This is a genomic window from Tahibacter amnicola, assembly GCF_025398735.1.
In the GTDB taxonomy this organism is placed as follows: Bacteria; Pseudomonadota; Gammaproteobacteria; order Xanthomonadales; family Rhodanobacteraceae; genus Tahibacter; species Tahibacter amnicola.
Genome location: NZ_CP104694.1, coordinates 5,868,130 through 5,893,296 on the forward strand (window position 1 = coordinate 5,868,130; position 25,167 = coordinate 5,893,296).

Below are 25,167 nucleotides of genomic sequence, written 5' to 3' on the forward strand. Positions count from 1 at the left end.
GACGGTCGCTGCAGACACGACGGCGAAACCGTCGTGCTGCTGCCACCCATCTGTCGGCATGACGCTCGCGCGTCTCCGTAGGAGTTGGCACCGTGCGGCATTGCCGTCGGTTGCCCCGGCTTCCAAGGGCCTGTCCCTCAGCCGGTCTCGATGGATCGTGGAGCGCACTGTATCGGCGCATATGGTTATCGTCAATAGACGTTTAGACGTCTAAACGGCCAAACCTGGCACATATAACGGATTGCCACATCCTGGCGGATTTTGGTTGGGCAATCAGGCGCCTGCGGCGAATGGATCCGCCAAAATCCCGCGAATGAGCCGCCCGATGGGCCGGCTGTCCAGGCCGCGGACATCCCGCTATCCTAGGCGCGCACTTCCGGACCCTTCCGTATGGCCACGCTTATCCGCCCCCTGATCCTGGCCCTGTGCCTGTTCGGCACGACCGGCACGCAGGCAAAAAAGATATACAAGTACACCGACGCCAACGGCGTCACCCATTTCACCGACCAGAAGCCCGCCACCGACGCCAAGGTCGAGGAGACCGTGGTCAAGATCGAGCAACAGCGCATGGTGGAGCTGCGGGTCGAGGGCCATGCGGACGAACGGCGCGCGCGGGCGTTCAACCGCCTGGCGGGCCCCACCGAGGTGGAGCTGAGCGTGGGGGACATCCGCAACGTATCGGCCAATCCGACCCTGCCGCTGACGGTGGTGATGGGGCCGATGGAAGAGCGGGTCCTGGTCGCCCTCAAGCAGGAAGACCTCTATCAGCCGGCCGGTTTCGCGCTGTCCATGCGCGCGGTTCCCGGCGACCCCAAGGCCAGCCCGGAGGACGTCGAGTACCGCTGGCCCCTGGGCGACGCGAGCGCATCCATCGGCCAGGGCTTCAACGGTTCGTTCAGTCATACGGACGAGCAATCACGCTATGCGATCGACATCGGCAGCGCCGAGGGAACGCCCGTGCTGGCCGCCCGCGACGGGGTGGTGATGGAGGTCCAGGACGACTACTACGGCGTCGGCCTGGACCGCGAGAAGTTTGCCACGCGCGCCAATGTGGTGCGGGTGGTTCATCGGGACGGCTCGATGGCGGTCTACGCCCATCTCAAGCCCGAAAGCGTCCAGGTCCAGGCGGGACGCCACGTCTACCCGGGCCAGAAGCTGGGGGAGTCGGGCAATACCGGCTTTTCCACCGGCCCGCACCTGCATTTCGCGGTTCAGGTCAATCGCGGCATGCGGCTGGTGTCGATCCCCTTCCGGTTGACCGGCCCGAACGGGCCGATCGAGATCCCGACGGACGGGACGGCCACGATCAGTGACCAACCCCGGTAAACCCGGGATTTTCCAAGGAACACCGGTCTAGCCGCTATAATCGCGTCCGGTCCGCCGCCCGTCGTTCCCGTCAGGCGGCGGACCGGCCTGCCCGGCCGGCCAAACCGGCGCAGGGCGGCGCCCCCGGCCCGTCGCTGCGCCACCGCACGGCCAAGGCCGCCGCGGTATTCCGCCGTAGTCCGTGCCGTCACCGGCACCCTTACCCAGACCGAACATGTCCGAGCACCTGAGCCAAACCCGGCGGCGCCGCACTTTCGCCATCATTTCCCACCCCGACGCGGGCAAGACGACCCTGACCGAAAAGCTGCTGCTGTTCGGCGGCGCCATCCAGATGGCCGGCAGCGTCAAGTCGCGCAAGGCCGCCAAGCACGCGACATCCGACTGGATGGCGCTGGAAAAGGAGCGCGGCATCTCGGTCACCTCGTCGGTGATGCAGTTCCCCTACGAGGGGCACATCGTCAACCTGCTCGACACGCCGGGCCACGCGGACTTCTCCGAAGACACCTACCGCGTGCTCACGGCCGTCGACTCGGCGCTGATGGTGATCGACTGCGCCAAGGGCGTGGAAGAGCGCACGATCAAGCTGATGGACGTGTGCCGGCTGCGCGACACGCCGATCATGAGCTTCATCAACAAGCTCGACCGCGAGGGCCGTTCACCGATCGAGCTGCTCGACGAGGTCGAATCGGTGCTCAAGATCCAGTGCGCGCCCATCACCTGGCCGATCGGCATGGGCTCGCGCCTGAAAGGCGTGTACCACCTGATCAGCGGCGAGGTGCACCTGTACGAGCAAGGGCGCAACTTCACGCGCCAGGATTCCACCATCTTCGCCTCGCTGGACGACCCGGAGCTGCAGGCGCGTATCGGATCGGACATGCTGCGCGAACTGCGCGACGAACTGGAGCTGGTGGAAGGTGCATCGCACCCGTTCGACAAGGACGAATACCTCGCCGGTCGCCAGGCACCGGTATTCTTCGGCTCAGCAGTCAACAACTTCGGCGTGCAGCCGCTGCTCGACTTCTTCGTCGAGCACGCGCCGGCGCCCAAGCCGCGCAGCACGCTCACGCGCGAAGTCGACGCAGTCGAACCGAAAATGACCGGCTTCGTATTCAAGATCCAGGCGAACATGGACCCGATGCATCGCGACCGCGTCGCCTTCATGCGCGTGTGTTCGGGCCGCTTCGAAGCCGGCATGAAGGCATTCCATGTCCGCAGCGGCAAGGAAATGAAACTGGCCAACGCGCTCACGTTCATGGCGTCAGACCGCGAAATCGTCAGCGAGGCCTATCCCGGCGATGTGATCGGCATCCATAACCACGGCACGATCTCCATCGGCGACACCTTCAGCGAAGGCGAGGCGCTGAGCTTTACGGGCATTCCCAATTTCGCACCGGAACTGTTCCGCCGCGCGCGCCTGCGCGATCCGCTGAAGATGAAGCAGCTGCAGAAGGGCCTGGCACAGCTGTCAGAGGAAGGCGCAACGCAATTCTTCCGGCCGATCATGTCCAACGACCTGATCCTAGGCGCGGTGGGTGTGCTGCAGTTCGATGTCGTGGCCTACCGCCTGAAGGACGAATACGGCGTGGACTGCACCTTCGAGCAGATCACCGTCAGCACCGCGCGCTGGGTACATGCGAAGGATGCGAAGAAGCTGGAAGAATTCCGCGACAAGGCCGCCATGAACCTGGCGATCGATGCGGCGGGCGAACTGGTGTATCTCGCGCCCAGCCGCGTGAATCTCCAGCTCACCGAGGAACGCTGGCCGGATATCCGTTTCGCCGCCACGCGCGAACACGCCAGCGCCATCGAAGTCTGACCGGCAGGTCACACAGCGCGGCGGCAACAGCCGCGCTGTTACCGGACACGCTCACCCCTGCCCCACCACGGTGTAATGCACGACCGTGGGCTCGAACTCCAGCAGGAAATCGCGATCCTCCGGATAGTATTTCGCGCGCTCGATGTCATCGCCGGCAAATCGTCGGATGGCATCCGTATCCGGCCAGAACGTCAGCGTCATGAAGTGCACGATGTCGTCCTCGGCGCGCTCCAGCACGTGCACGCCGAGATTGCCTTCGGTACCCCGGTAGTCGGCAATGGCACGCTGGTTCAGGAACTCCCGATAAGCTTTGGCTTTCCCGGCCGGCACCCGGCCATGCCACAGGCGCGCAATCATGTCTTTCTCCGGACGGCGTGAAAATGCGGACAGAGCGATTCCCCACGGACGTCAACATACCGCACAAACTCCAATCCGCACGGCGCGCGACCCCACGGATGGAAGAACGATACTGCGCGATCTGTCCAACAAAAAACCCGGCATTGCCGGGTTTTTTGGGTTTGAAGCGGGGATCGGCCGGTCAGATGCCGCTGCCGTTGCTGGCGAAGATGCGGTCTGTCACGCCTTCGCCGTCCGTGAAACGGTAAATCACGTCGGCCTGTGCGAAGCGGGACTCGGCGCCACCGGAGAAGATCTCGTCGGCGGACTTGTCCTGCATCCTGGCCAGTACGGACTGGTTGCCCAGCTCTGGCTGGCCACTGCGGGCGGCGAACAGGGCGACGGCGGCGACCAGGCTGGCCGCAATGGCACCCCATTGCCAGCCACGTTCTTCACCGCGGCGACCGCGGGCGGAACGGGTGTGACGTTCACGAACCTCATGCACCGGCGCGGCGTGCGCCAGCGAGCGCGCGAGGTCGGTCGAGGCTGGTTCCAGGGCGCGTAACAGACGGGTCAGGTCCGCATGAGCCGCTGAACCGGCCAGGGCGGCTGCCACGGCATCGCGTTCATGCGGAACGACGCGCCCGGCAGACGCGCGGACGGCCGTTTCGGCATCGATCAACGCCCGGGCACTCAGCGTCGGCGCCGCGGTCATTTCGCGATAGAGCTGGGAAAGGCTTGGCTTAGTCATCGTAGTCTCCGGCTCCAAGCTCACGCAGGCGTTCTTTGAGTTCATCCAACCCGCGCGAGACCAATTTTCGTGCCGCTTCCGCCGAAGTGCCGATCAGATCTGCAATCTCCTGCAGGGCAAACCCTTGCAGGTGCAGGGAAATCGGCAGGCGCCGTCGTTCCGGCAGCGCGTCGAGACAAGCTTTGAGCTTCTCGACATGCTGGGTACCGCTGGCGCTTTGCTCCGGGCCGGCGGTCTCATCGGGAAGGCTGATGCCCTCTTCCGACTCCTCCGGCAGCGGCTCGGCAGCCCTTACCTGGGCCCGACGCAGGGCGTCGATCACGGTACTGGCTACCACTCGCTGGATATAAGACGCATGAAAGGCCGCAGACCGGTCACGCTCGACGGCACGCCATAGCCGGATACGGACTTCCTGCTCCACATCCTCCGGGTCGATGCCGTGTTGCCCCAGGCCGTGGGAGATCACCAGCGCCCGGACTTTGGCGCCGTAATCGGCCAGCAGGCGCTGCAATCGCGCGTGGTTGGGGTCGGCACTATGGCCCACGGGGCACCGGCATTCGGGAGAAAAGCGCGCATCCTGCGGTAAACGGCCAGCCCGTGGCAATCCAGAGGGCCGGGGACATCCGGCCTGTCCCGCATGGCCGGCCGGCAGGTTGCCGGCCGGTGATATTCAACCGGCGATGTAGCGTTGCAGTTGCGCCAGCTCTTCGGCCTGCTCGTCGATCACGGCCTTGACCAGGTCGCCGATGGACACGACGCCGACGACCTTGCCGGCGTCCATCACCGGCAGATGCCGGATGCGGCGGTCGGTGCACAGGCGCATGCAGGCGTCCACGGTGTGCTGGCCGGAAACCGTTTCCACCGGCGACGACATGATCTGCCATACCGGCGTTTCCGCGGAAGAACGGCCCAGCAGGATGACTTTCCGCGCGTAGTCGCGCTCGGAAATGATACCGACCAGCTCGCCGGCCTGCATGACCAGGAGCGCGCCGACGTGGTGGTCGGCCATGGCCTGGATCGCCGCCAGGACCGGCTGGTCCGGGTCGACCGAAAACACTTCCCGCCCCTTTCCCTGCAGCAAATCTTTGACTTGACGCATGGCGCCACCTCCATCACGGCCTGCCGCCAGTGTACTGCGCACGGACAGGGCATTGGGGGCCGGCCCGCCCGCCCTGCAGGCGGGCCGGAGCGAATCATTCGAAGCCGTTGGCGAAAATCGTGTCGGTGATCGGAGCGATGGGCAGCGGCCAGGCCCAGGCACCGCGCGAACGCGTGAACACGGCAAGCGTGGTCAGTCCGCGGTCGACGACCAGATCCCAGATCATGGCGTGAGGCAGGGTTTCAAAACGTTGCCAGACTGGAGCCGCGACACTGATGTCATTGGTGAAATACAGACCCCAGTCGGTTCCCGCGAAGACCTGCCCGGGCACATTCGGATTGACCATGATGGCGTTGACCGGAATGTTCGGCAGGTTGCCGGACTTGTTTTCCCAGGTGAAGCTGGCGCACTGGGCGGTGCAGGTGACGCGGTATACATGTCCCGGTGTAGACGGGGTATTCTGGTCGAAGCCCCCGAGCGCGGCAAACGCGACGAGCGGATTCTGGCCATCGGTGACGACGTCCATCACCGGCCGGTTGGGCAGCACCGCATTCGCGGCTGTCACATTCACCGCCAGCGCATTGTTCGCACCCGCGACGCCGAGATTGAAGACGTACTGCACATTGCCGTCGCTGGTTCCCACCACGGCAATGGTCGGATCGGTGAACGAGTACGCCATCTGGTTGATGAAGGAACGGTTGTCCGAGCCGAGGATGAGGGTGTTCTTGGTCAGGTCGCCGGTCTTGGCCTGCCAGCTGGACGTCGGCTGCGCGCCGGACAGGGTTTCCCACAAACGATAGGTGCCGGCCAGCATGCGGCCGCAACCAACCGTCCCCGTCACGCAGCCGGAATTGGCGACTGCAGTGTCGCCGTGCTTGTAGATTTCCAGCGGCATCAGGAAGCTCTTGCGGTCGCTGGACCATGCGCCGGACGCACTCACGATGCCGCCGAAGGGGCCGGTGGTCGACATCACCAGTGCGCCGTTCTGCGCCTGGTAGTACCAGCGCTGGGCATTGACCGGCTCGATGCGCGTGAAGGTCCCGTCGCCGCTGTAGGTCGACTCCCACTGGCGCACGCCCGGATCGCCGCCGAACAGCACGGCGGAACTGCCGTTGTCCTGCGCGCCGCCGCTGGCGCCCGGCGTTGCCGAGTTTGCAAAGTTGGCGGTGATGTCACCCGAGTAGAACTCGATCGTGGAGAGCGAATCGTTGATCGGCGTCAGCGTCGGTGTCGGCGCCTGCGCATTCGCGGTGTAGTAGACGCCGCCGTCCGAGCCCACCAGCATGCGGTTGTGGTCGTTGCCGACGAAGGCGCGCGCGTGATGGTCGACATGTGTACTTCCGCCATTGTATCCGCATGTCACATTGGTAAACGTATCACCCCCGTTGGTCGAACGGAACAGATCCACTGCGCTGGCAAAGACGATGTTCGGATCCGTCGGTGACACGCTCAGGCCGGCGTCGTACCACATCTGCTGGCCCGACGCCGAACAACCGGTGAATTCGGCGTCGGCGTCGACAGTACGCGTCCAGGTCAGGCCGGCATCGGTCGATTTCCACACACCGAAGACGTTGCGGTTGGTCGAATGCGCAGCCATCGCGTAGACGATCTGCGGATTGCTCGGCGCCGAGGCCAGCTCGATGCGGCCCAGGGTCGTGGTCGGCGTACCGTTGCCGGTGCCCGCCGGCCAGTTATTGTTGGACAAGGTCCAGTCGCCCACGGCCGGGCAGCCACTGCTCGGCATAGCGGTGCGGTAGACGCCATTGGCACCGTTCTTCGCCAGATCCGGCTGCACGGGTGTCGCAAGGCCGCGCGTTCCGACAGCGGCGAGCAGCGTGGTCGATCCGGCGTTATTGATGGCAAGAAGACCCGTGATGTCCTGGCGTTGCGCCGTTCCGCCGCTGGTGAAGGCATTGGTGAAACACGGTCCGGACCAATTGGCGCCCGCATCGTAGGAAAAGTAGACGCCCGTCTTGGTGCCAACGGCCAGTTTCTGCGAATTGTTCGGATCGACGGCAACCTTGCCGATGGCCTGGTACTGGGGATGGCCGCCGGCGGAAGGCGTGTAGAACGGCGTGAAGACGTCCGCGCCCAGGACGGACCAGGTCTCGCCTGCGTCCGTGCTCTTGAGCACGCCTGCGGTGCCGAACGAGAACGATCCGAAACGCAGGTCGCCGGTGCCGGCATAGACGGTGTTGTGGTTATTCGGGTCGATCGTCAGGTCGCCGATGGCGGTACTGGCGATTTCCGGAAGATCGGTCTTGATCGTCCAGGTGGTCGCGGCGGAACAGCAATTGGTCGACTTCCAGACGCCGCCACCATCGCTGCCAAGGTAGGCGATCGTGGTATCTACCGGGTCGACCACCAGCACATTGGTACGACCAGCCACATGGCCCCAGCCCCATTCGGAATCGTTCAACGGCTTGGGACCGAGCAGCGTGAACGCATGGGGATTGAGCGCCAGCGGCGATACGCCGGCCCGGCGCTGCGCAAACTCGCCGGCCGGAATGCCCGACACCAGCTGTTTTTCCTGTTGCGCCGCCTCGGCCAGCCAGGTGTGTTCGAAGCGGCCGGTGGGATACGCCACGCGCATCGCCCAGAAATCGCCCTTTGGCGGCGTCGTCGCCTTGCTACCCGATTCGTTCGCTTCCTCCTCGTGCTCCTGTCGCGCGAGCGACCGGGTCTGGGTCGACTGGCATCCGGCCAGACTGAGGCTACCGAGGGAAAGGGCCAGCCAGATCAGGCGGCTCAGGGGAACAGGTCGGGACATGCAGCGAATCTCCAGGCGAGGAGTGCCTTGCGCCTGCCTCCCTGCTGTACGCACCGACACGCGAGCGGAATGGCCCATGGGCCGCAATGCCCCCAGGCGTCTGGCCGACCTTCCCCATCTGCCAGCTGGTCAACCGCAGGTCAACCAGCGAATGAGCATGCATCAGCCCGAAACCTCCGTCCATAGCCGGAATAGTCGGCACCGTATTGCCGGACTGCAGAAGGATCAGAAAACCCTCGACCCCGGTTAGTCCACTCGCACCGTTTGCGCCGGATGAAACCGGTCAATCAGGTACAGCGGGCGCTGTTTCGCTTCGACGTAGGTGCGGCCGAGGTACTCGCCGATCATCCCCAGGGCCATCAGTTGCAATCCGCCCAGAAACAGCACCACGACCATCAGCGACGGATAGCCGCGCACCGGATCGCCGAACAGCAGCGCCTTGGCGAACACCCAGATGGCGAACACGAACGCGATCACGGCGGAAAAAATGCCGACATAGGTTGCCAGCCGCAGCGGAATGGACGAGAACGACGTGATGCCTTCCAGGGCAAAATTCCACAATCGCCAGTAATTCCATTTGCTATCACCCGCGAAACGCGGATCGCGGTCATACACGATGGAGGTCTGCGGAAAACCAACCCAGGTGAAAAGCCCCTTCATGAACCGCTGGCGCTCGCGCAGCAGTTTCAGCGCGTCGATCGCGCGCCGGCTCATCAGGCGGAAGTCGCCGGTGTCGCGCGGAATCGGCAGGTCTGTCATGCGTTCCATCACGCGATAGAAGGCGGTCGAAGTCCACTTCTTGATCCACGTCTCGCCGGCGCGGCTGGCGCGGGTGCCGTAGACGACGTCGAACCCTTCGCGCCACTTCTGCACGAACTGGCCGATCAGCTCAGGCGGGTCCTGCAGGTCGGCGTCGATCACCACGACGGCGTCAGCATCCGCGTGGTCAAGGCCGGCCGTCAACGCCAGTTCCTTGCCGAAATTGCGGCTGAGCCTGAGGGTGGAGACACGCGGGTCGGCCGCGCGCAGCGATTCCATCACGGCATAGGTATCGTCGCGGCTGCCGTCATCGACGTAGAGCACGCGGCAGTCCAGATCCAGACCGTCAAACACGGCGGCGATGCGTCGCTGGAACTCACGCAATCCATCGCTTTCGTTGTATGCGGGCACGACGACGGTGAGGCTGGTCATGGGCAAGCACCGGGAGAAATCGCGGGAGACTAGCCCGTCATTGTGACAGACATCCGGTGATCGCGCCGCGAAATGTCCCTGGCCTACTGGCGCAGGTAGGCCGCACCGCCCAGCTGGCGCGCCTGGCGTTCGATCCAGGCGGCCCGGCGCAGCACGTAGGCCGACGGGCGATCCACCCGGAACCGCTTCGGATTGGGCAGCACGGCCGCCAGCAACGCCGATTCACGCGCCGTCAGCGCACCGGGGGTTTTGTGGAAGAAGTGCTGGCTTGCCGCGGCAACACCGTAGATGCCGTCACCGAACTCGGCGACGTTGAGGTAGACCTCGAGAATGCGCTGCTTGGACCATAGCAGCTCCAGCAGGACCGTGTAGTACGCCTCGACGCCCTTGCGCACGAAACTGCGGCCGTTCCAGAGGAACAGGTTCTTTGCCGTCTGCTGCGTGATCGTGCTTGCACCACGCATGCGTTCGCCGTCTTCCGCGTCTTCGATCGCCTCGCGGATTGCTTCGACGTCAAAGCCGTGGTGGTCGGGAAACTTCTGGTCCTCGGCCGCCACCAGGGCGATCGGCAGCTCGCGCGACACCTGGGCGATCGGCACCCAGCGCTGCCGCAGCGTGAAGCCCTTTTCCCCGGCACTCCAGGCCTGCCACTGGCGCTGCAGCATGAAGGCCGAATACGGCACCGGCACGACGCGCAGCAGCAGCACCGTCAGGATGCTGCCGACGACGAACACGCCGGCAACCACCAGCACCCAGCGGAGCAGGCGGCGGTACCAGCGGACGCGGACAGCGGGCGATTTGCGGCGGGGCATGGTCGACGCAGGCGGACCGGTGGCAGCGGACGAGCGGGCGAGTATAGAGCGAGCGGGCCGGTACCCGTTTGCGACGCGGGCCAAGGAAAAACCGCGCGACCAGGGGCCGCGCGGCGGGTCCTGCAGGGCCGGGTGCCCGCAGTCGAGCAACCGGCCGTTACCACATGGGCTTAGTGGCACATGTAGGCGTTGGGCTCCAGGCCATCCTTGAACAGAATGTCCACGTTGCCGATGCGCACTTCATCGAGGAAGAAGCCCTCGAATTCGGTAGCCGGGTCGGACGAGCTGCGCCAGCGGATCTTCACCGTCTGGCCGGCCAGGCTGGCCAGGTCACGCGAGAATGGCTTGAACACGGCGGCGCCGGCGGCGTTGTTCGCCGCGTTGTTGGACGAAGCTGTCGTCTTGCCGCTGAACGCCCCGTGGCTGGCCGCGTAACTGCAGGCATTCACCGGCGGCGACCCGGTTTCCGAGAAGTCGCTGGGATAGCCGCCATCGGGCGGCAGGTCGGTCCAGGTGGTGCCGCCGTCGGTGGAGTACTCCATCACGACACCGTCCCAGTTCGTCTCAAGGTTGTAACGGGCCTTGAAGGTCAGGCGTGCGCCGGCCGGAATGGTCAGCGCCGGCGTCTCGATGCCGCCGCAGGTGCTGGCCGTGTAGTTGGCGCCGTCCGCCGCCGTGGCATAGCTATGAGTCGGCGTGGTCGAGCTGGTCGCAGTGATACGCCACGGCTGCTGCAGCGTCATATAGGCGTGAGTGTCCACGTCGTCCAGGAAGGTCAGCGGATCCGGCCCATTCGCACCAGCCGGGGTGGCCTGCAGCGTACGCGCGGTCGGCGAGGCATTGCCGAAGCTGTCCTTGGCGATCACACGGTAGTAGTACGGGCGACCGTTCTCCACCGTGGTGTCGTCAAACTGGGTATTCGGCGTGGCCGTGGCCACCTGCACCGGCGAGGTGAACTCCGGCGAGGTGGAGCGGAAAATGTCGTACTTCATGCCGGACGAGGTCGGGCAGCCGGTCTGGGCAGCAATCCAGTCCAGGCGAACGCGGCAGCTGGCGCTGTTGGCATTGGCCGTAATCGTCGACTGGTTGAACGTCGGCACCAGTGTGCAGGTGTCGGTGGAGACCACGTCGACGCATTCAGAGACGTCACCTTCGACATCGCCACTCACGCCACGAACCTTGTATGCGTAGGCGAATCCGCCCTGCGTGCGATCGTCAACGAGCGGGCTTGAAGCACCGTGGGCGACCAGGCGGAAGTCGCCCGGCGCGGCGTTGGTGCAGCCACCATCGGCGCGGTAGAGCTGGAAGCTCTGCGCCCCGGCCGGGGCCGCGAACTCCACCTGCACCGCAGTGGCGGTGTTGGAGGCTTCCAGCAGGGTCGGCGCGGCGTAAGCCGGCGTGACATTCGGCAGGCCGAAAGCTCCCGAAACAGCCAGGGCGTAGCCCTGCGAATCGGTCAGCGTCCGACCATTGCCCGGCACTGCCGCACCAATCACGCGGAAGGTATAAGCGCCCGCGGCCGGCGCTGTGAAACGCACCTGCTCCACCGTGTTTTTCGCATCCGCGGTACCGCCGCTGACGGAGACGCCGGCGTTGAACACATTGCCGCGGTAAACCGTGCTGTCCGGGCCGACGACCTCGAGGTTGAGGTTGTTGACCAGCGTCGCAGCGACACCGGAAGCGGCTTCGGGATCAAACCAGGTCAGCGTGGCGCGCAGTTCCTGGCCCGCGGCGACGGCACTGATGGTGTAGGTGTCCGTCTGGCCCGTCTTGAGACCGGTCGCCGTGGTGCGTTCAAACAGGCGCAGGCGGCGCGCATCGTTGCCATTGCCAAGGGTGTTGGCAAACCAGAGATTGCTGTCCAGCCATGCGCGGCCCCAGCCGTAGGTCGCCTTGCCGAACTCGCTGCCCTGGATCGCATTGGTGCCGTTGAGAAGAATGGCCTTCATGGCCATGCCGCTCGGGTTGTAGGCATCCGCGGCCGTCTTCACGCCGCGCGGATAGAAGCCTTCCATGAAGTACTGGCGCACCAGCGCGGCGTTGCCCGCGATGGTCGGCGTCGCCATGGAGGTGCCCGACATGCCCTTGGTCGCCGGTGCCTCGGCGGCCGCGCCGTTGTTGGTATCACCCGCGGCGGAAATGGTCGAGGAACCCGGCGCCATGATATCCGGCTTGATGCGACCGTCCGCAGTCAGGCCGCGCGAGGAATAGCCCGCAACCGTCGTGCTGCCGGCGTGACCCAGCGCGCCGACGGTCAGGCCGTTCTTGGCGTTACCGGGCGACCCCACGGACTGCGTGCAAATACCGTTGATGAAGAGCGGCGTCGGGCAGACGTTACCCTGGAAATCCGGTTCCAGCGTCAGGTCGCCTTCATTGCCGGCAGCGATGATGACGAGGTTGTCCGGCAGCATCCACGACTGGTAGTCGACGTCATTGTCGTTGCTGCTGTACTCACCGAACGTCGGGGCACCCCAGCTGTCGCTGTGCAGGCGCGCACCGCCGTAGTAGGCCTGCTCGAGCGTGGCGCGAACGTCGTTCAGGCCGGTCAGGCCGTCGGCACTGCCGATATCCTGGAACAGCAGCTGCGCATTCGGCGCCATGCCGTCGGCCAGCTCATGGTTGGCCGCGGTCGGCGTCGAGGCAACGTAGGTGGTCGCATTGAACGTGCCGGCGGCATCGCCCAGCACGGTGCCACTCACGTGCGTCCCGTGGAAGACACCTTCGTCATACGCGGTCGCACCGGGCTGCACCCAATAGGCGTAAACCTTGCGATCCGGATAGATCGGTCCCCCCGTCGGCGGCATGGAATTGTTCGCGTCGGTGATCGCGACGACCGGCCCGCTGCCCTTGTTGAGCGTGGTGAAGAACGCTTCGTTGCGATCCAGACCCGAGTCGGCGACGGCGACGATCTGGCCGGAACCGAACAGGTTGTGATCCCACATCGGTAGCGGCGCGCCCACCGCGCCGCTGCCCGACAGTGCCGCGGTGGCGTTGCCCTGGATCGCGGCTACGGCACCGGCGTTGCTGGTCTTGGGCTTCACGTAGCGTTCGATCCAGGCCACACCGTCAACCCGCGCGGCAGCATCGATAAGGGTGGCGACCTCGTGCCTGGCCACGCGCACGCGCAGGCGTGGCGCATCGGCGCGCTCGAGACGGTTGGTGAACTGCACCGCCGGGATAACCTTGCTCAGGGCAGCGGCGATCGCATCGACGTTCTCGCCGGCAAACGCGCTGATCTCCAGTTCCACACCGCCGCTGGCATCCGGACGCAGAGCGCCCAGCTCGGCCGACCACAGGCGCGGATCGATCTTCATGCCCGGCTGCCAGCTGCCGGCCCAGCGCACGCCCGCCGTCCCGCGGGCCTGGTCGAGGCTGACGCCGTTGAGGCGCACCAGATAGGCATTGTTCGGAATGTAGCCGACGACTTCCGCGCCGCTGGTCTTCAGGTGCTTCGCTGCATCCATGCGACCGGCAGTGAACTGCACGATCGCGTAGTTGGAGGTCGTCACATCCGCCGCTCCCGTGGAGCGAAGGTCGAGCGACTGGCTGACCGGATCGAAGATGCCCGAACGCAGCAGGAGCGCACCGGGTTCGCGCGTCGCGCGATCCAGTGCATCGACACCGGGAACCGAAGCCGGAACCGGCGTCGCCGCGTAGGAAATGGAATGCAAAGCAAACAACAAAGCCGCGCTAAGCGCAGTGCGACGGTACGACAACGACATGCTCCCTCCCTCGGGGGTTTTTTACAGGCAAGCCGTCGAGTGTCTACGGTGTCACACCATCGCGCAATGACCTACGACAGGTGGCGTACGCGCCCCACGACGCAGCCAGCCCCCGTCGGGAGACGGAAGTGAAGGAGAGCATGCGCGGCCGAATGTTCGCCAAATCCTTGAACGCGTTGCAATCGCGGAGATCCTTTGTCGACAAAGCGGACCAAAGCGGCCACACGCTTTGACACCGCAACCCATTCCACACAGTGCCGCTTCCTTCTCATCGGGACATGCGCGATCCTGTCACCGACCGCCCGCCCCGTGCCGGCGCGCTGCCCGCCCAGGACCCGGCTTCGGCCTCTGCCTCAGGGATTGTCCGTGAACAAGAAAACCGATCTGCTGCAACGATTCCTCCTTGAGCGCGCTGGTGTCAGTGGCGTCCTGGTCAAACTCGAGGAAAGCTGGCAAGAAGTCGCCGAGCGCGGCGAATACGCCCCGGCGGTGCACGAGTTGCTGGGTGAAGCCCTCGCGGCCACGGCGCTGTTGACCGGTAACATCAAGCTCAACGGCAGCCTGTCGATCCAGCTCAAGAGCGATGGCCCGGTCCGCCTGCTGTTCACCGAATGCACGGATGCCGGACGCCTTCGCGGCCTGGCCCAGACCGACACGGAGCTGCCCGATCGACTGAGTCTTTTCCAGCTCAAGTCGCCGCTGATGGCCATCACCATCGAGAACGCCAGCTCCGGCCAGCGTTACCAGGGCATGGTGCCGGTCGAGCAGGGGACACTGTCGCACCTGATCGAAGGGTATTTCATCCGCTCGGAACAGTTGCCCACGCACATCCAGCTGGTCTGCGAAGGCGGCAAGGCCGCCGGCCTCCTGCTGCAGCCGCTCGCCCAGGGCGGCGGCATCGGTGATGCCGATCCGGATGGCTGGAACCGCGTGAAGCACCTGGCGGCGACGCTCACGCGCGAGGAGCTGACCCAGCTGCCGGTCGAGGAGATCCTGCGCCGCCTGTTCCACGAAGAGAACGCCGTACTGACGGATTCACGGCCGCTGGCATTCGGCTGCCAGTGCAGCCGCGAACGCGTCGCGGCGGTACTGCGCAATCTGGGCCGCGAGGAAGCAGAGGCCGCCATCCAGATCGACGGCCGCGTCGAGGTCACCTGCGAATTCTGCAACTCGCGCTACCACTTTGATCGCGTCGACCTGGCCCAGCTGTTCCGCGACGAACCGGAAACGCCGGGCTCGACCGCGACGCATTAGCCGCTATCGCTGCGAAAGCAGCCGATCAACCCGTAACCTGGCCCAGCCAGTATTCGGCCGGCTGCGGCCGGCCGAACAGGAAGCCCTGGCCAAATTCGCAACCGAGTGCACGCAGCGCTTCCTGCTGGGCCTCGGTTTCGATGCCTTCGGCGATGACCTGCATGCCCAGCGAACCGGCCAGGGCCTGGATCGCGCGGACGACCGCACTGGAGCTGGCATCGTCACGGGGACGCAGTTCGGCGACGAAGGAGCGGTCGATCTTCAACGCCTGCAGCGGGTACTGGTGCAGGTAACTCAGGGACGAATAGCCCGTACCGAAGTCATCCAGCGCCACGCTGATGCCGCCGCGGCGCAGGCCCACGAGGATCTGCTTGACCTGGGCAGGGTTCTCCAGCAGCGCCCGCTCGGTCACCTCGATGCGGATCCGCGTCGGCAGAACGCCATTGCGGTCCAGGATCGCCAGCAGCTCGCGGTCCAGGTCACTCTGGCGGAAATGCCGCGCCGTGAGGTTGATGCTGATGAATCCACCCTGCGCCGTCAGCGCCGGCGCGATGGCACAGACCCGCTCGAACATGTGCCAGTCGATCTGTTCGGCCGAGCCGTTCTCTTCGGCCACGCCCAGGAACTCGCCCGGCAACAGCACGCCCCGCTCCGGATGCCGCCAGCGCACCAGGGCTTCGTAGCCGACCAGACTGCGGTCACTCAGGCGCACGATCGGCTGGAAATAGGGCTCGAGTTCGCCGCGCCCGATCGCGCGACGCAGGTCGTTCTCGATTTCGAGCAACCGCAACGCCTCCTGGTGCAGGCGTTCGTCAAACAGTGCAAACCGATGACGACCTTCGGCCTTCGCGCGGTACATCGCCACGTCGGCATCGCGCAGCAATTCTTCCGCCTTGGCGTAGCGCGGCGATACCAGGGCGATGCCGATGGAGGTCGAGGTGAAAACCTCCTTGGGCCCCAGCCGGATCGGCGCATTCAGTGCGTCAATGATGCGCGCGGCAAACTCGCTGGCCGCTTCGGCCGTGGTGGCGTCGTGCAGCAGGATGGCGAATTCGTCGCCGCCGAGCCGGGCAGCGACGTCACCCTGGTCCAGGCACCGGGCGACACGGCCGCCCACTTCGTACAACAGGTCGTCGCCGACCAGGTGACCGACCGAGTCGTTGATCACCTTGAAGCGATCCAGGTCCAGGAACAGCACGGCGAACAGTCGCTGCGGGTCGCGCCGGTAACGCTCGAGCGCCAGCTCCAGGCGCTCGAGGAACAAGGTGCGGTTGGGCAATCCCGTCAGGGAATCGTGCAAGGTCTCGTGCTTGAGCTGCCGCTCAATGCTTTCGCGATAGGCGATCTGCTCGCGCAGGTCGCGATTGGCCGCCGCCAGTTCGCTGGTTCGCTCGGCCACACGCTGCTCGAGTTCGGCATAGGCCGACTTGAGCGACTCGGCGCTGCGCTTGCGTTCGAGCGCATTGGCAATGTGATAGGAGACGAAGGTCAGCAGTTCCTGGTCGCGTGGCGAATAGCTGTATTCGTCCGAATAGCTTTGCACGGCCAGCACGCCGACGGGCTTGTCTTCGCAGATCAGGGGCACGCCCAGCCAGCATACCGATTGCGCACCAAAGCTCAGCACGTCGCCGCTGGCACGCAGCCGCTCGATGCCAGGACGATCCGCCAGCAGCGCGGTGCCGTGATTGAGCACGTATTCGGTCAGGCCGCGGCCGAACTTGCGCGGCTTGCGCTGGTGGTCGAACTCATCCACCGAGTAGGGAAAGTACAACTCGCTGCGGTCGTCCGAGGCGAGTGCGATATAGAAGTTGCGCGCGTTGAGCAGGCCACCTACCACGCGGTGCACGGCGGCGTAGAACTCTTCCAGGCTGTCGGTCGTGTTGGCGAGCTCCGCGATGCGGAACAGTGCCGCCTGCAGACGTTCGCCACGCTGCCGTTCCAGCACCTGCTGCTGCAGCACGCGATTGGCTTCGCGCAGCGCGTCAGTGCGCTCCTCGACGCGACGTTCCAGTTCCTCGTGGACGCGCCGGCGCTCCAGCGCCGTCAGGATGTGCTGCGCCACATAGGCCAGCAGCGCCTGATCCTGCTCCGAGAACCGCTCGGCCTCTTTATAACTTTGCACAACAATACCGCCGACCACCTGGTTGCCGCGCAGGAGCGGCACGCCCAGCCAGTCGACGCATTCGGGCCCCATGGATTGAATCGCGCCCTCCACCTGGGTGGCCAGCGCCTCCGGCGTGCCGCGCAGCGCCTTGCCGCCGGTGATCAGGTGCCAGGTCATGCTCCGATACAGTTCCTGCATCGTGAAAGACCGGCTCGGGTCCGGCAGGTCGGTATCGGCAACGTCGACAAAATACGGGAACCGGATGCAGCGCTCCTGCGGGTCGTACAGGGCGATAAAGAAGTTCTCCGCATACATCAGGCTGCCAACGATGCGATGCAGCGCCGCCATCACCTCGGGCATCTCGCGATCGGCATTGGCCTGGTCGGCGATGGCGAACAGCGCCCGCTGCAGACGTTCGGCCCGCTCCAGGCGCTCGACCGCGCGCTGCAGGCTGTCGGCCGCCCACACGCTGACCAGCTTGGCGTCCAGCAGGTGCACGCAGCGCGACCAGGCGTCCTGCCAGTCCGCGTTGGACCAGGAGTCCGTGGGCACGGAAGCGTCGAGGAGGCCGGTCGTCGAATCGGGCGTGCCAAGGGGCTGCAGCAGGCGCACGACCTGGGAATCGGCCTGGACCAGGACAATGGGCGGTGCGAGGACGCTCGGCTCGCCCGAGCTGCCGTCGCGCCCGCTGCGGTGATGCCCCATCAGCACGGCGGCGGCGGCGCTGTCGACCAGACGGTACTGCCCTTTACCGAGCAGAGCCGTGCAGAGGGCGACGCCCGCCTGCCCTACGTCCTGCCAGCCGACAGCCTTCAGCAGGCGCAGGACGGCCGCGTCGACCGCATCCGCACCCGACGGAACGACGGCTTTCCCGTCGGCGGATCTTGAAATAGTCATGCGGGCGCTGACCTCGGCACTCGCCTAGCTGGTTGGCGAAGAAGTGTAGCCGCAGTGTACGTTTCTGCGCGCGAGCGAAAAATTCGACCGGAGACACGCTTTCGGTGTTATTTTTTTGTAAACTGCGTGCAGGATCCTGGCCATCCCCTGGAACTTTGGCCCGTATCCGCCATCCATACCCCTGGTCACACGTAAAATCTGCTCGCCGATCAATGAGTAAGCGTCTTGCCAGCCTGATCTTCAGCGCCCTGGTGCCCGTTGCGGCATCGGCGCAGTCGATCGTGCCCGAGTCGACGCAGCTCGCACGGCAGCAGCTGCTGGACAGCCTGCTGTCCAGCCAGCCGCAGCGTACCAGCGCCGAAAATCTGCGCTACGTACCGGTGTGGAGTGCCCCCGATGGACGGATCCTCATCGCTGTCGCCGGGTCCAGCCCCGCCCTGTCACCGCTGGAGCCTGCCGCTCCGACAGTCGGCGGCGCCCTGGACTGGCGCCTGGTCGATGCAACCTCTCTGTTCCAGGCGCGGCTTGAGCTCGATCCGGCTTCGCAATGGCGCACAGGCGCCGGTATCGGCGTCATGCCGATGACCCTGAGCGATCCGGCCGCCACGGATTTCAGCCAGTGCGGCGCCAACGCGCTGGCCACCAATAGCTGTGTGTCGCCCTCCGCCAGCCCCTGGTATTTCGGCAACGCCGATGCCCGCTGGACGGCAGGCCGCTTCAACCTGGACGTCGGCATGACGCTGAGCTGGCTCAGCCAGCCCGCCACTCCGAACCAGGCATCAACCGCAACGCTGGCGCTGCCCACCATCGTGCCTGGAAACACGGGCCTCCCCAGCCTGGTCATTCCCGGCACCTCGCTGGGCCGGTTCAGCGATAGCGCGATGCTCGGCGCACGCGGCCAGTGGGCGCTCAATCCCAGCCAGAACTTCGACATTGGCGCGAGCATCGGCCGCATTCGCCTGGCCGCCGATTCCCTGGGCGCCCGCACGATCTGGCAGCAGACGGCGCTCAGCCTCGGCCTGGGTTCCAGCGCCTTGAGCACGAGCATTACCGGCCGCCTGTATTCACCCCTGTCCACCAAGGACATCGGCGGCCAGCGCTGGACCGGCATTGATGTCGGCGTCACCTGGCACACGCCCTGGCAGGCCGATCTCAGCATCGGTGCCCAGAACCTTTGGACCAATCCCCCTCTGCGCGGCGACGAAGCCGACAGTCAGGCCCGCGTCCCGTACATCCAGTACCACCAGGACCTCTGATCCACCCGGTCGCATCGCGACCAGGGGCAATCTCGTCCGGACAATCCCCACTTTGCTTGCTCAGAAATCGCGCAATTTCCGCATCTTTTGCACGCGTGTATACATTCGCAAAACTTCGCAAAATATAGCAAATTTCTGTTCAAAAACAGACGCTTCCATTCAGGTAGCGCACCCTTGAAAACAGGGCTGTTGCACAAAAGCAACAGGGATTCCCACGCGTTGCGAATGTTGCTAGTATCGGCCGCTGCCGAGGCATAGGAAGGTATTTCCTTGGCCATTTCCAGGAAGGAAAAGTACTAGTCCCGATCTGTGTCACAACTCTGACGTTGGAGAGTGTAATGAGACAAAACAGCAACGAGCTTCTGCGCGCCGTGCGCTACGCCCTTTATGTGGGCACGACGGCCGCCGTTGGCCTCAGCGCCACGGCCACGCCGGTCTTCGCGCAGGAAGGCGAGAACACCGAAAAGCTGGAAACCATCGTCGTTACCGGTTCGCGCATTCGCCGCGTTGACCTCGAAACGGCTAGCCCGGTGGTCTCGATCGACAAAGCCACCATCGAAAAGAGCGGTAAGCTGACCGTCGGCGACCTGGTGCAGGAACTTCCCTCCGTAGCCGGTGCGGCGACCAACCCGCGCGTGAACAACGGCGGCGGCGCGGGTGCGTCCACCATCGAACTGCGCGGCCTCGGCGTCAACCGTACGCTGGTGCTGCTGAACGGCAAGCGCGCCGTTTCCCCGCCGTTCGACGTGAACTCGATCCCGGCCAACATGATCGAGCGCATCGAAGTCCTGAAGGACGGCGCCTCGGCCGTGTACGGTTCGGACGCCATCGCGGGCGTCGTGAACTTCATCCTGCGTAGCGACTACCAGGGTGCGGAGTTCATGGCCGACTACGGCGTTTCCGACCGTGACGACGGTGAGCGCGAAGGCGCCAGCTTCACGTTCGGCCACAGCTCCGACCGTGGCAGCATCATGGGCGGCATCAACTACAACAAGTACGATTCGGTTTCCTCGGCTGACCGCGAGTTCGCCAAGGACGCGACGTACCTGTCCAGCGCCAGCATCATCCGCGCCGGTTCCAGCCGCAACCCGCAGGGCCGCATCTTCCTGCCGGCCGGCAACAGCTTCGGTTGCGGCTCGGTCAGCCGTACCCCGGGCACCTCCGGCGCCTCGCTGTCGGATTACCGCTGCTACTCGGGCGCGCGCGACGCGTACAACTACCAGTCGGTCAACCTCGTCATGACCCCGCAGGAACGCGCCAACGCGTTCGTCATCGGCAACTACAAGCTGAGCGACAGCGTCGAGGTCTACGCGAACTATTTCCACAACGAGACGACCTCGAACTTCGCGATCGCTCCGCTGCCGTTCGACGCGATCGGCGACGGCGTCACGATCTCGCGGGACAACTACTACAACCCGTTCGGCATCGACCTGGGCGCCGGCAACGCGGACGGCCTCAACATGCTGACCCGCTTCACGGGTCTCGGCCAGCGTCGCGGTAACTTCTCGACCTCGACCGACCAGGCGCTGATCGGCTTCAAGGGTTCGATCGGCGACACCAGCTGGACCTGGGACGCCAGCTACAACTACGGTCACTACAGCCAGATGCGCAAGAGCCTCGGCTACGTGTACTACGAAGGCCTGCGCAGCGCGCTCGGCCCGTCGTTCCGTGACCCGGTCACCGGCGTGATCACCTGCGGTACCCCGGACGAGCCGATCGCCGGCTGCGTGCCGTTCAACATCTTCGCGCAGAACGATCCCGCCCAGGTTGCCCTGCTGAGCAACTACAGCGCGACGCCGTACTACAACACTCTGTACCTGCTGCGCCAGGGCGAAGTGAACGTTGCCGGCGAACTGTTCGAGATGCCGGCCGGCGTCGCCAGCCTGGCCGTCGGTGTGTCGCACCGCAAGGAATACCAGGACTTCGACGTCGACTACATCGCCATCACCCGCGGTGAAGACGGTACCTGCTTCATCTCGCAGGAAGCTTGCTCCACCCCGCTGAACGGCGGTTACACGGTGAAGGAAGCCTACGCCGAACTGTTCCTGCCGATCCTCAAGGACGTGACGTTCGCCCAGTCGCTGAACCTGATCGTCGGTTCGCGTTACTCGGACTACAACACCTTCGGTGACACCACCAACAGCAAGGTGGCCGTCGAATGGCGTCCGATCGAAGACGTCCTGCTGCGCGGTACCGTGCAGGAAGTCTTCCGCGCTCCGAACATCTCGGAACTGTACGCCGGTGCGACGGGCTCGGCCCCGAGCTTCGCCGATCCGTGCCGTTTCCTGAGCGCCTCCGAACTGGCTTCCCACAGCAACGCCTGCCAGAACGTGCCGGTCAACTACCAGGGTACGGGCCTGAGCCAGACGTCGGCCGTCGTGTCGGGCGCCGTCGCTGCCGGCATCGACCTCGTTCCGGAAGAAGGCAAGACCTTCGACTTCGGCGTGGTGTATGACCCGAGCTGGCTGGAAGGCCTGTCGGTCAACGTCGACGTGTGGCGTATCTACCTGAACGACACGATCACCCCGCTCGGCGCGCAGACCATCGTGAACTCCTGCTTCCAGGACAACACGAGCTTCTGCAACCTGATCCACCGTACGGCTGCTGGCGACATCCAGTTCATCTCGTCGCCGACGGCTAACCTGGGTCGCCTTGACACCAAGGGTGTCGACTTCGGCTTCAAGTACCGTCTGCCGGAGACCTCGATCGGTAACTTCGGTATCTCGTTCGAGAGCACCTACATCGCCCAGTACGACAACGACAAGCTGCCGGAACGCAGCGATGACGCCGTCGTCCACGTCAATGGCACGTATAACCGTGACTACGGTAACTACGCCCGCTGGCGCGCTCTGGCCGGCTTGAGCTGGGGTCTGGGTTCGTGGGACGCCAACTGGCGCGTCCGTTACATCGGCGGCGTGAACGTCGGTAACGAAGACGAGCGTCAGGGTACGTCGGCCGACGGCTCGATCCCGGGCGTCGAGCTGCACTACGGTGCGCACGTCGAGCACAACCTGGCGGTCGGCTACAACATCGAGCCGATCAACACCCGTCTCGACATCGGTATCGACAACGTGTTCGACAAGCAGCCGCCGCTGTTCTTCCAGAACAACGTCATCAATGCCAACACCGACGTCAACACGTACGACACCGTGGGCCGCTACTTCTGGGGCCGCGTGACGGTGAAGTTCTAAGCGTCACGACCACCTCGGTGGTTCAGAAAACCGCGCGGCGCAAGCCGCGCGGTTTTTTTATGTCCGCCCACAGGGGCGACCCGCGCACTGCGGCGGCACCGGGCCGCCCGCGCGCCGCCCCCGCGATGCGCCGCGCGGTTGTTCCCCGGCCCCATTCGCTCTACATTGGGCGTTTCTGCGGACCAGCCCGCACATTCCGGAGCGCAGCACGTCGCCATGCCCAGCGTTGCCCTGCCCGACATCCTCAACCTCATTCATGCCGGTCGTCACGCAGAGGCCGAGCGCCATGCGCGCGCGCACCTGGCCGCCGGCAGCAACCGGGAAGAGGCACTGTTCCTGCTGGCAGTCGCCCAGCACCAGCAAGGCCAGCTCGACGACGCGATCGACAGCTACCGGACATTGACCGAACTCAGGCCCGGTTCCGCCGAGCACTGGTCCAACTACGCCACTGCCTTGCGCGAGTCCCGGCGTTTCGACGAGGCACACGCCGCCTACGAAAAAGCACTCGCGCTCTCCCCGCGCGACGCAGCCCTGCGTGTCAACGTTGGCCTGCTGCACATGGAGCAGTGCCATTACGCGCGGGCACGCGAGCTGTTCCTGGAGGCGATGCGCCTCGATCCGCGACTGCCGGACGCACGCATCTTCGGCGCGATGATGTGCTACGAGTTCGGCGATACCGTTGGTACCGAACAACTGATTCACGGCTGGCAGCAATGGCCGCCGCTCGACGGCGAACTCGCCGTGGATCTGGCCAGCATCCTGGCCAGTTCGGCTGACACTGACTCCGCCGAGAAGATCCTGCAGCGTTGCCTGGGCAATACCGCGACACGAACGCGCGCGCTGGTGCAGATGGCGCTGTTGCAGGAACGACTGAACCGGCTGGATCAAGCGCGCGCCACCCTCGCGCAGCTCCCCTCGCCCGCCGACGTTGCGGATACCAGCCTGCGCGACGATATCCTCCACGTACATTCGGTCATCGCCGCCCGCAGCGACGACCTGTCGGCCGCCCGGAGCCTGCTCGAAGCACTCGCCGAAAAGATCCACATTGAGCAGAAGCGCACGTCGACCTATTTCGAACTGGGCCGGATCTGCGACAAGCTGGGCGACTACGATGCCGCCATGCAGTACCTCGGCCGGGCCCACGCCGGACAGATGCTCACCGTGCGGGAAGTCGACCCGAAGCTCGCCGACCCGGACGCACAACCGCTAAAGACATCCCTCTATTGGGTCAGTCCGGAGCAGTTCGCCGCCTGGCCCGCCGACAGCGCGCCGCCCGCCGCCGCGTCACCCATTTTCGTCGTTGGCTTTCCTCGCTCGGGCACGACCATGCTCGAACAGATGCTCGACGCCCATCCGTCCATGCAGTCGATGGACGAACGCCCCTTCATCCAGATGCTGGTCGAAAGCATGCAGGACACCGGCCTGGTCTATCCGGACCAGTTGGGTGCACTCACGCAGACACAGTGCGATGCGCTCCGCGCCCGCTACGACCGGCTCGTTGCCAGCGTCACGCCGCTCAAGCCGGGCCAGCGCATCGTCGACAAGAACCCGCTCAACCTGCTGCGGCTGCCGATGATCCGGCGTGTTTTTCCAAGCGCCAAGATCATTCTGGCGTTGCGACATCCCTGCGACGTGCTGACCAGCTGCTACATGCAGACGTTCCGCGCCCCGTCCTTCGGCGCGCTGTGTTCGTCGCTGGAACGACTGGCGCAGGGGTACGTGAACGCGATGCGCTTCTGGCTGCACCACGCCGCCTTGCTGCAACCGGACGTCATGGTGCTGCGCTATGAAGATCTGATCGACCAGTTCGATACGCACGTTGCCCGCCTGGGCCAGTTCCTGGAGCTGGACGATCCCACGCCGCTCACGCAATTCCACCAGCACGCGCGCAGCAAGGGCTACATCAGCACGCCAAGCTATTCGCAAGTGGTCAATCCACCCAATCGAAAGGCGATCGGTCGCTGGCGTCGCTACGAGAAATACTTCGAGCCGGTGTTGCCGGTGCTCGATCCCATCATGAGGGAATGGGGTTATGACGTCTGAAAGCCGTTATCCCGTCGACGACCTGCGTCGCTACATACAGGTTTTCGACAACGCCCTGCCGGACGACTTCTGCGACCAGATGGTGCAGTCGTTCAACCACATGGCGCGCTTTCACGTGCGCAATGGCCGCGGATACCGCCAGGGGCTGGAAGAGAGCGGATGGACGGAGCTGGACATCACGCCCCTCACCGACGCCGGCTTCCAGGGGTTTTTCTTCAAGCAGATCGACGATTACCTGGCGCGCTACAACCAGGCGCTCGGGCTGACCATCCCCGTACCGCCCACCTCGCGCTTTGCCGAGCTGCGCATCAAACGCTACGCCAGTGATGGCACCGACGGTTTCCAGCCGCATTTCGATTCCATCAACCAGGTCGCCAACCGCTATCTGGTGTTTCTCTGGTATCTCAACGATGTCGAAGAGGGCGGCGAAACCCAGTTCGTCGACCTCGACGTGAAAGTACCGGCCCGCAAGGGTCGCCTGCTGGTGTTTCCGCCGTACTGGATGTACCAGCACGCCGGCCTGCCACCGCGCAGCAGCGACAAATACATCATCTCTACCTACCTGCTGTTCCCGGACCAGAGCGTCAACCGGTAATTCT

Annotated in this window: 16 protein-coding genes and 1 riboswitch; of the genes, 7 read left to right on the plus strand and 9 right to left on the minus strand. The window is 64.9% G+C overall.

The genetic code is table 11. The annotated features are described in order from the left end of the window. Window positions 1-43 precede the first annotated feature (43 nt). A riboswitch (SAM riboswitch) is annotated at window positions 44-157 on the minus strand. A 233-nt stretch (window positions 158-390) separates the two neighbouring features. Both N4264_RS23165 and N4264_RS23170 read left to right on the plus strand, forming a co-directional pair. Further along, window positions 391-1,326 (plus strand): M23 family metallopeptidase, encoded by a 936-nt coding sequence (locus N4264_RS23165; RefSeq protein ID WP_261694579.1) that lies wholly within the window; start codon window positions 391-393, stop codon window positions 1,324-1,326. A 214-nt stretch (window positions 1,327-1,540) separates the two neighbouring features. After that, entirely contained in the window at window positions 1,541-3,142 is a 1,602-nt protein-coding gene (locus N4264_RS23170; RefSeq protein ID WP_261694580.1) for a peptide chain release factor 3, read from the plus strand. A 51-nt stretch (window positions 3,143-3,193) separates the two neighbouring features. Here the strand turns inward: N4264_RS23170 and N4264_RS23175 are convergent, their stop codons facing one another. The 8 genes from N4264_RS23175 to N4264_RS23210 all read right to left on the minus strand — a co-directional run bounded on the left by N4264_RS23175 (window position 3,194) and on the right by N4264_RS23210 (window position 13,823). Beyond that, window positions 3,194-3,499, minus strand: a complete 306-nt coding sequence (locus N4264_RS23175) for an antibiotic biosynthesis monooxygenase family protein (RefSeq protein ID WP_261694581.1) — start codon at window positions 3,497-3,499, stop codon at window positions 3,194-3,196. Window positions 3,500-3,680: 181 nt separating this feature from the next. Continuing rightward, window positions 3,681-4,229 carry a hypothetical protein gene (locus N4264_RS23180; protein ID WP_261694582.1) on the minus strand — a complete coding sequence of 183 codons (549 nt, stop codon included), beginning with the start codon at window positions 4,227-4,229 and terminating at the stop codon, window positions 3,681-3,683. Then, window positions 4,222-4,740 (minus strand): RNA polymerase sigma factor, encoded by a 519-nt coding sequence (locus tag N4264_RS23185; RefSeq protein WP_261694583.1) that lies wholly within the window; start codon window positions 4,738-4,740, stop codon window positions 4,222-4,224. The genes N4264_RS23180 and N4264_RS23185 overlap by 8 nt, the downstream gene beginning before the upstream one ends. Before the next feature lie 159 nt (window positions 4,741-4,899). Continuing rightward, complete coding sequence (locus N4264_RS23190; protein WP_261694584.1) at window positions 4,900-5,328, minus strand: CBS domain-containing protein; 429 nt, start codon at window positions 5,326-5,328, stop codon at window positions 4,900-4,902. 94 nt (window positions 5,329-5,422) lie between these two features. Further along, window positions 5,423-8,098, minus strand: a complete 2,676-nt coding sequence (locus N4264_RS23195) for a WD40/YVTN/BNR-like repeat-containing protein (protein WP_261694585.1) — start codon at window positions 8,096-8,098, stop codon at window positions 5,423-5,425. Between the two features lie 246 nt (window positions 8,099-8,344). Next, window positions 8,345-9,289 (minus strand): glycosyltransferase family 2 protein, encoded by a 945-nt coding sequence (locus tag N4264_RS23200; protein ID WP_261694586.1) that lies wholly within the window; start codon window positions 9,287-9,289, stop codon window positions 8,345-8,347. A gap of 83 nt (window positions 9,290-9,372) precedes the next feature. Beyond that, complete coding sequence (gene mtgA, locus N4264_RS23205) at window positions 9,373-10,101, minus strand: monofunctional biosynthetic peptidoglycan transglycosylase (RefSeq protein ID WP_261694587.1); 729 nt, start codon at window positions 10,099-10,101, stop codon at window positions 9,373-9,375. Window positions 10,102-10,271: 170 nt separating this feature from the next. Continuing rightward, window positions 10,272-13,823: a S8 family serine peptidase gene (locus N4264_RS23210; RefSeq protein ID WP_261694588.1), complete on the minus strand. Its 3,552-nt coding sequence runs from the start codon at window positions 13,821-13,823 to the stop codon at window positions 10,272-10,274. A gap of 366 nt (window positions 13,824-14,189) precedes the next feature. Here N4264_RS23210 and hslO point away from each other — a divergent pair, with 366 nt between their 5' ends. Then, entirely contained in the window at window positions 14,190-15,077 is an 888-nt protein-coding gene (hslO, locus tag N4264_RS23215) for an Hsp33 family molecular chaperone HslO (protein WP_261694589.1), read from the plus strand. A gap of 25 nt (window positions 15,078-15,102) precedes the next feature. Here the strand turns inward: hslO and N4264_RS23220 are convergent, their stop codons facing one another. Beyond that, on the minus strand, window positions 15,103-18,078 hold the full coding sequence (locus tag N4264_RS23220) for a bifunctional diguanylate cyclase/phosphodiesterase (RefSeq protein ID WP_261694590.1): 2,976 nt from the start codon (window positions 18,076-18,078) through the stop codon (window positions 15,103-15,105). A 212-nt stretch (window positions 18,079-18,290) separates the two neighbouring features. Between N4264_RS23220 and N4264_RS23225 the strand changes: the two genes are divergently transcribed. From N4264_RS23225 to N4264_RS23240, 4 genes are all read left to right on the plus strand, one after another. Next, window positions 18,291-19,334: a hypothetical protein gene (locus N4264_RS23225; RefSeq protein ID WP_261694591.1), complete on the plus strand. Its 1,044-nt coding sequence runs from the start codon at window positions 18,291-18,293 to the stop codon at window positions 19,332-19,334. Between the two features lie 338 nt (window positions 19,335-19,672). After that, window positions 19,673-22,525: a TonB-dependent receptor plug domain-containing protein gene (locus tag N4264_RS23230; RefSeq protein ID WP_261694592.1), complete on the plus strand. Its 2,853-nt coding sequence runs from the start codon at window positions 19,673-19,675 to the stop codon at window positions 22,523-22,525. A gap of 216 nt (window positions 22,526-22,741) precedes the next feature. Beyond that, a complete protein-coding gene (locus N4264_RS23235; protein ID WP_261694593.1) occupies window positions 22,742-24,568 on the plus strand; it encodes a tetratricopeptide repeat-containing sulfotransferase family protein in 1,827 nt (608 codons plus the stop codon). After that, the gene (locus N4264_RS23240) at window positions 24,558-25,163 is read left to right on the plus strand and encodes a 2OG-Fe(II) oxygenase (protein WP_261694594.1); all 606 of its coding nucleotides are present in this window, start codon (window positions 24,558-24,560) and stop codon (window positions 25,161-25,163) included. The genes N4264_RS23235 and N4264_RS23240 overlap by 11 nt, the downstream gene beginning before the upstream one ends. Window positions 25,164-25,167: the final 4 nt, after the last annotated feature.

What these genes read in the sequence shown, in the direction of transcription:
- mtgA (WP_261694587.1), bottom strand. Translation starts at nt 10,101, where the DNA reads ATGCCCCGCCGCAAATCGCCCGCTGTCCGCGTCCGCTGGTACCGCCGC.
- N4264_RS23240 (WP_261694594.1), top strand. Translation starts at nt 24,558, where the DNA reads ATGACGTCTGAAAGCCGTTATCCCGTCGACGACCTGCGTCGCTACATA.
- N4264_RS23180 (WP_261694582.1), bottom strand. Translation starts at nt 4,229, where the DNA reads ATGACTAAGCCAAGCCTTTCCCAGCTCTATCGCGAAATGACCGCGGCG.
- N4264_RS23235 (WP_261694593.1), top strand. Translation starts at nt 22,742, where the DNA reads ATGCCCAGCGTTGCCCTGCCCGACATCCTCAACCTCATTCATGCCGGT.
- N4264_RS23195 (WP_261694585.1), bottom strand. Translation starts at nt 8,098, where the DNA reads ATGTCCCGACCTGTTCCCCTGAGCCGCCTGATCTGGCTGGCCCTTTCC.
- N4264_RS23175 (WP_261694581.1), bottom strand. Translation starts at nt 3,499, where the DNA reads ATGATTGCGCGCCTGTGGCATGGCCGGGTGCCGGCCGGGAAAGCCAAA.
- N4264_RS23220 (WP_261694590.1), bottom strand. Translation starts at nt 18,078, where the DNA reads ATGACTATTTCAAGATCCGCCGACGGGAAAGCCGTCGTTCCGTCGGGT.
- N4264_RS23200 (WP_261694586.1), bottom strand. Translation starts at nt 9,289, where the DNA reads ATGACCAGCCTCACCGTCGTCGTGCCCGCATACAACGAAAGCGATGGA.
- N4264_RS23190 (WP_261694584.1), bottom strand. Translation starts at nt 5,328, where the DNA reads ATGCGTCAAGTCAAAGATTTGCTGCAGGGAAAGGGGCGGGAAGTGTTT.
- N4264_RS23225 (WP_261694591.1), top strand. Translation starts at nt 18,291, where the DNA reads ATGAGTAAGCGTCTTGCCAGCCTGATCTTCAGCGCCCTGGTGCCCGTT.
- N4264_RS23165 (WP_261694579.1), top strand. Translation starts at nt 391, where the DNA reads ATGGCCACGCTTATCCGCCCCCTGATCCTGGCCCTGTGCCTGTTCGGC.
- N4264_RS23230 (WP_261694592.1), top strand. Translation starts at nt 19,673, where the DNA reads ATGAGACAAAACAGCAACGAGCTTCTGCGCGCCGTGCGCTACGCCCTT.
- N4264_RS23210 (WP_261694588.1), bottom strand. Translation starts at nt 13,823, where the DNA reads ATGTCGTTGTCGTACCGTCGCACTGCGCTTAGCGCGGCTTTGTTGTTT.
- N4264_RS23170 (WP_261694580.1), top strand. Translation starts at nt 1,541, where the DNA reads ATGTCCGAGCACCTGAGCCAAACCCGGCGGCGCCGCACTTTCGCCATC.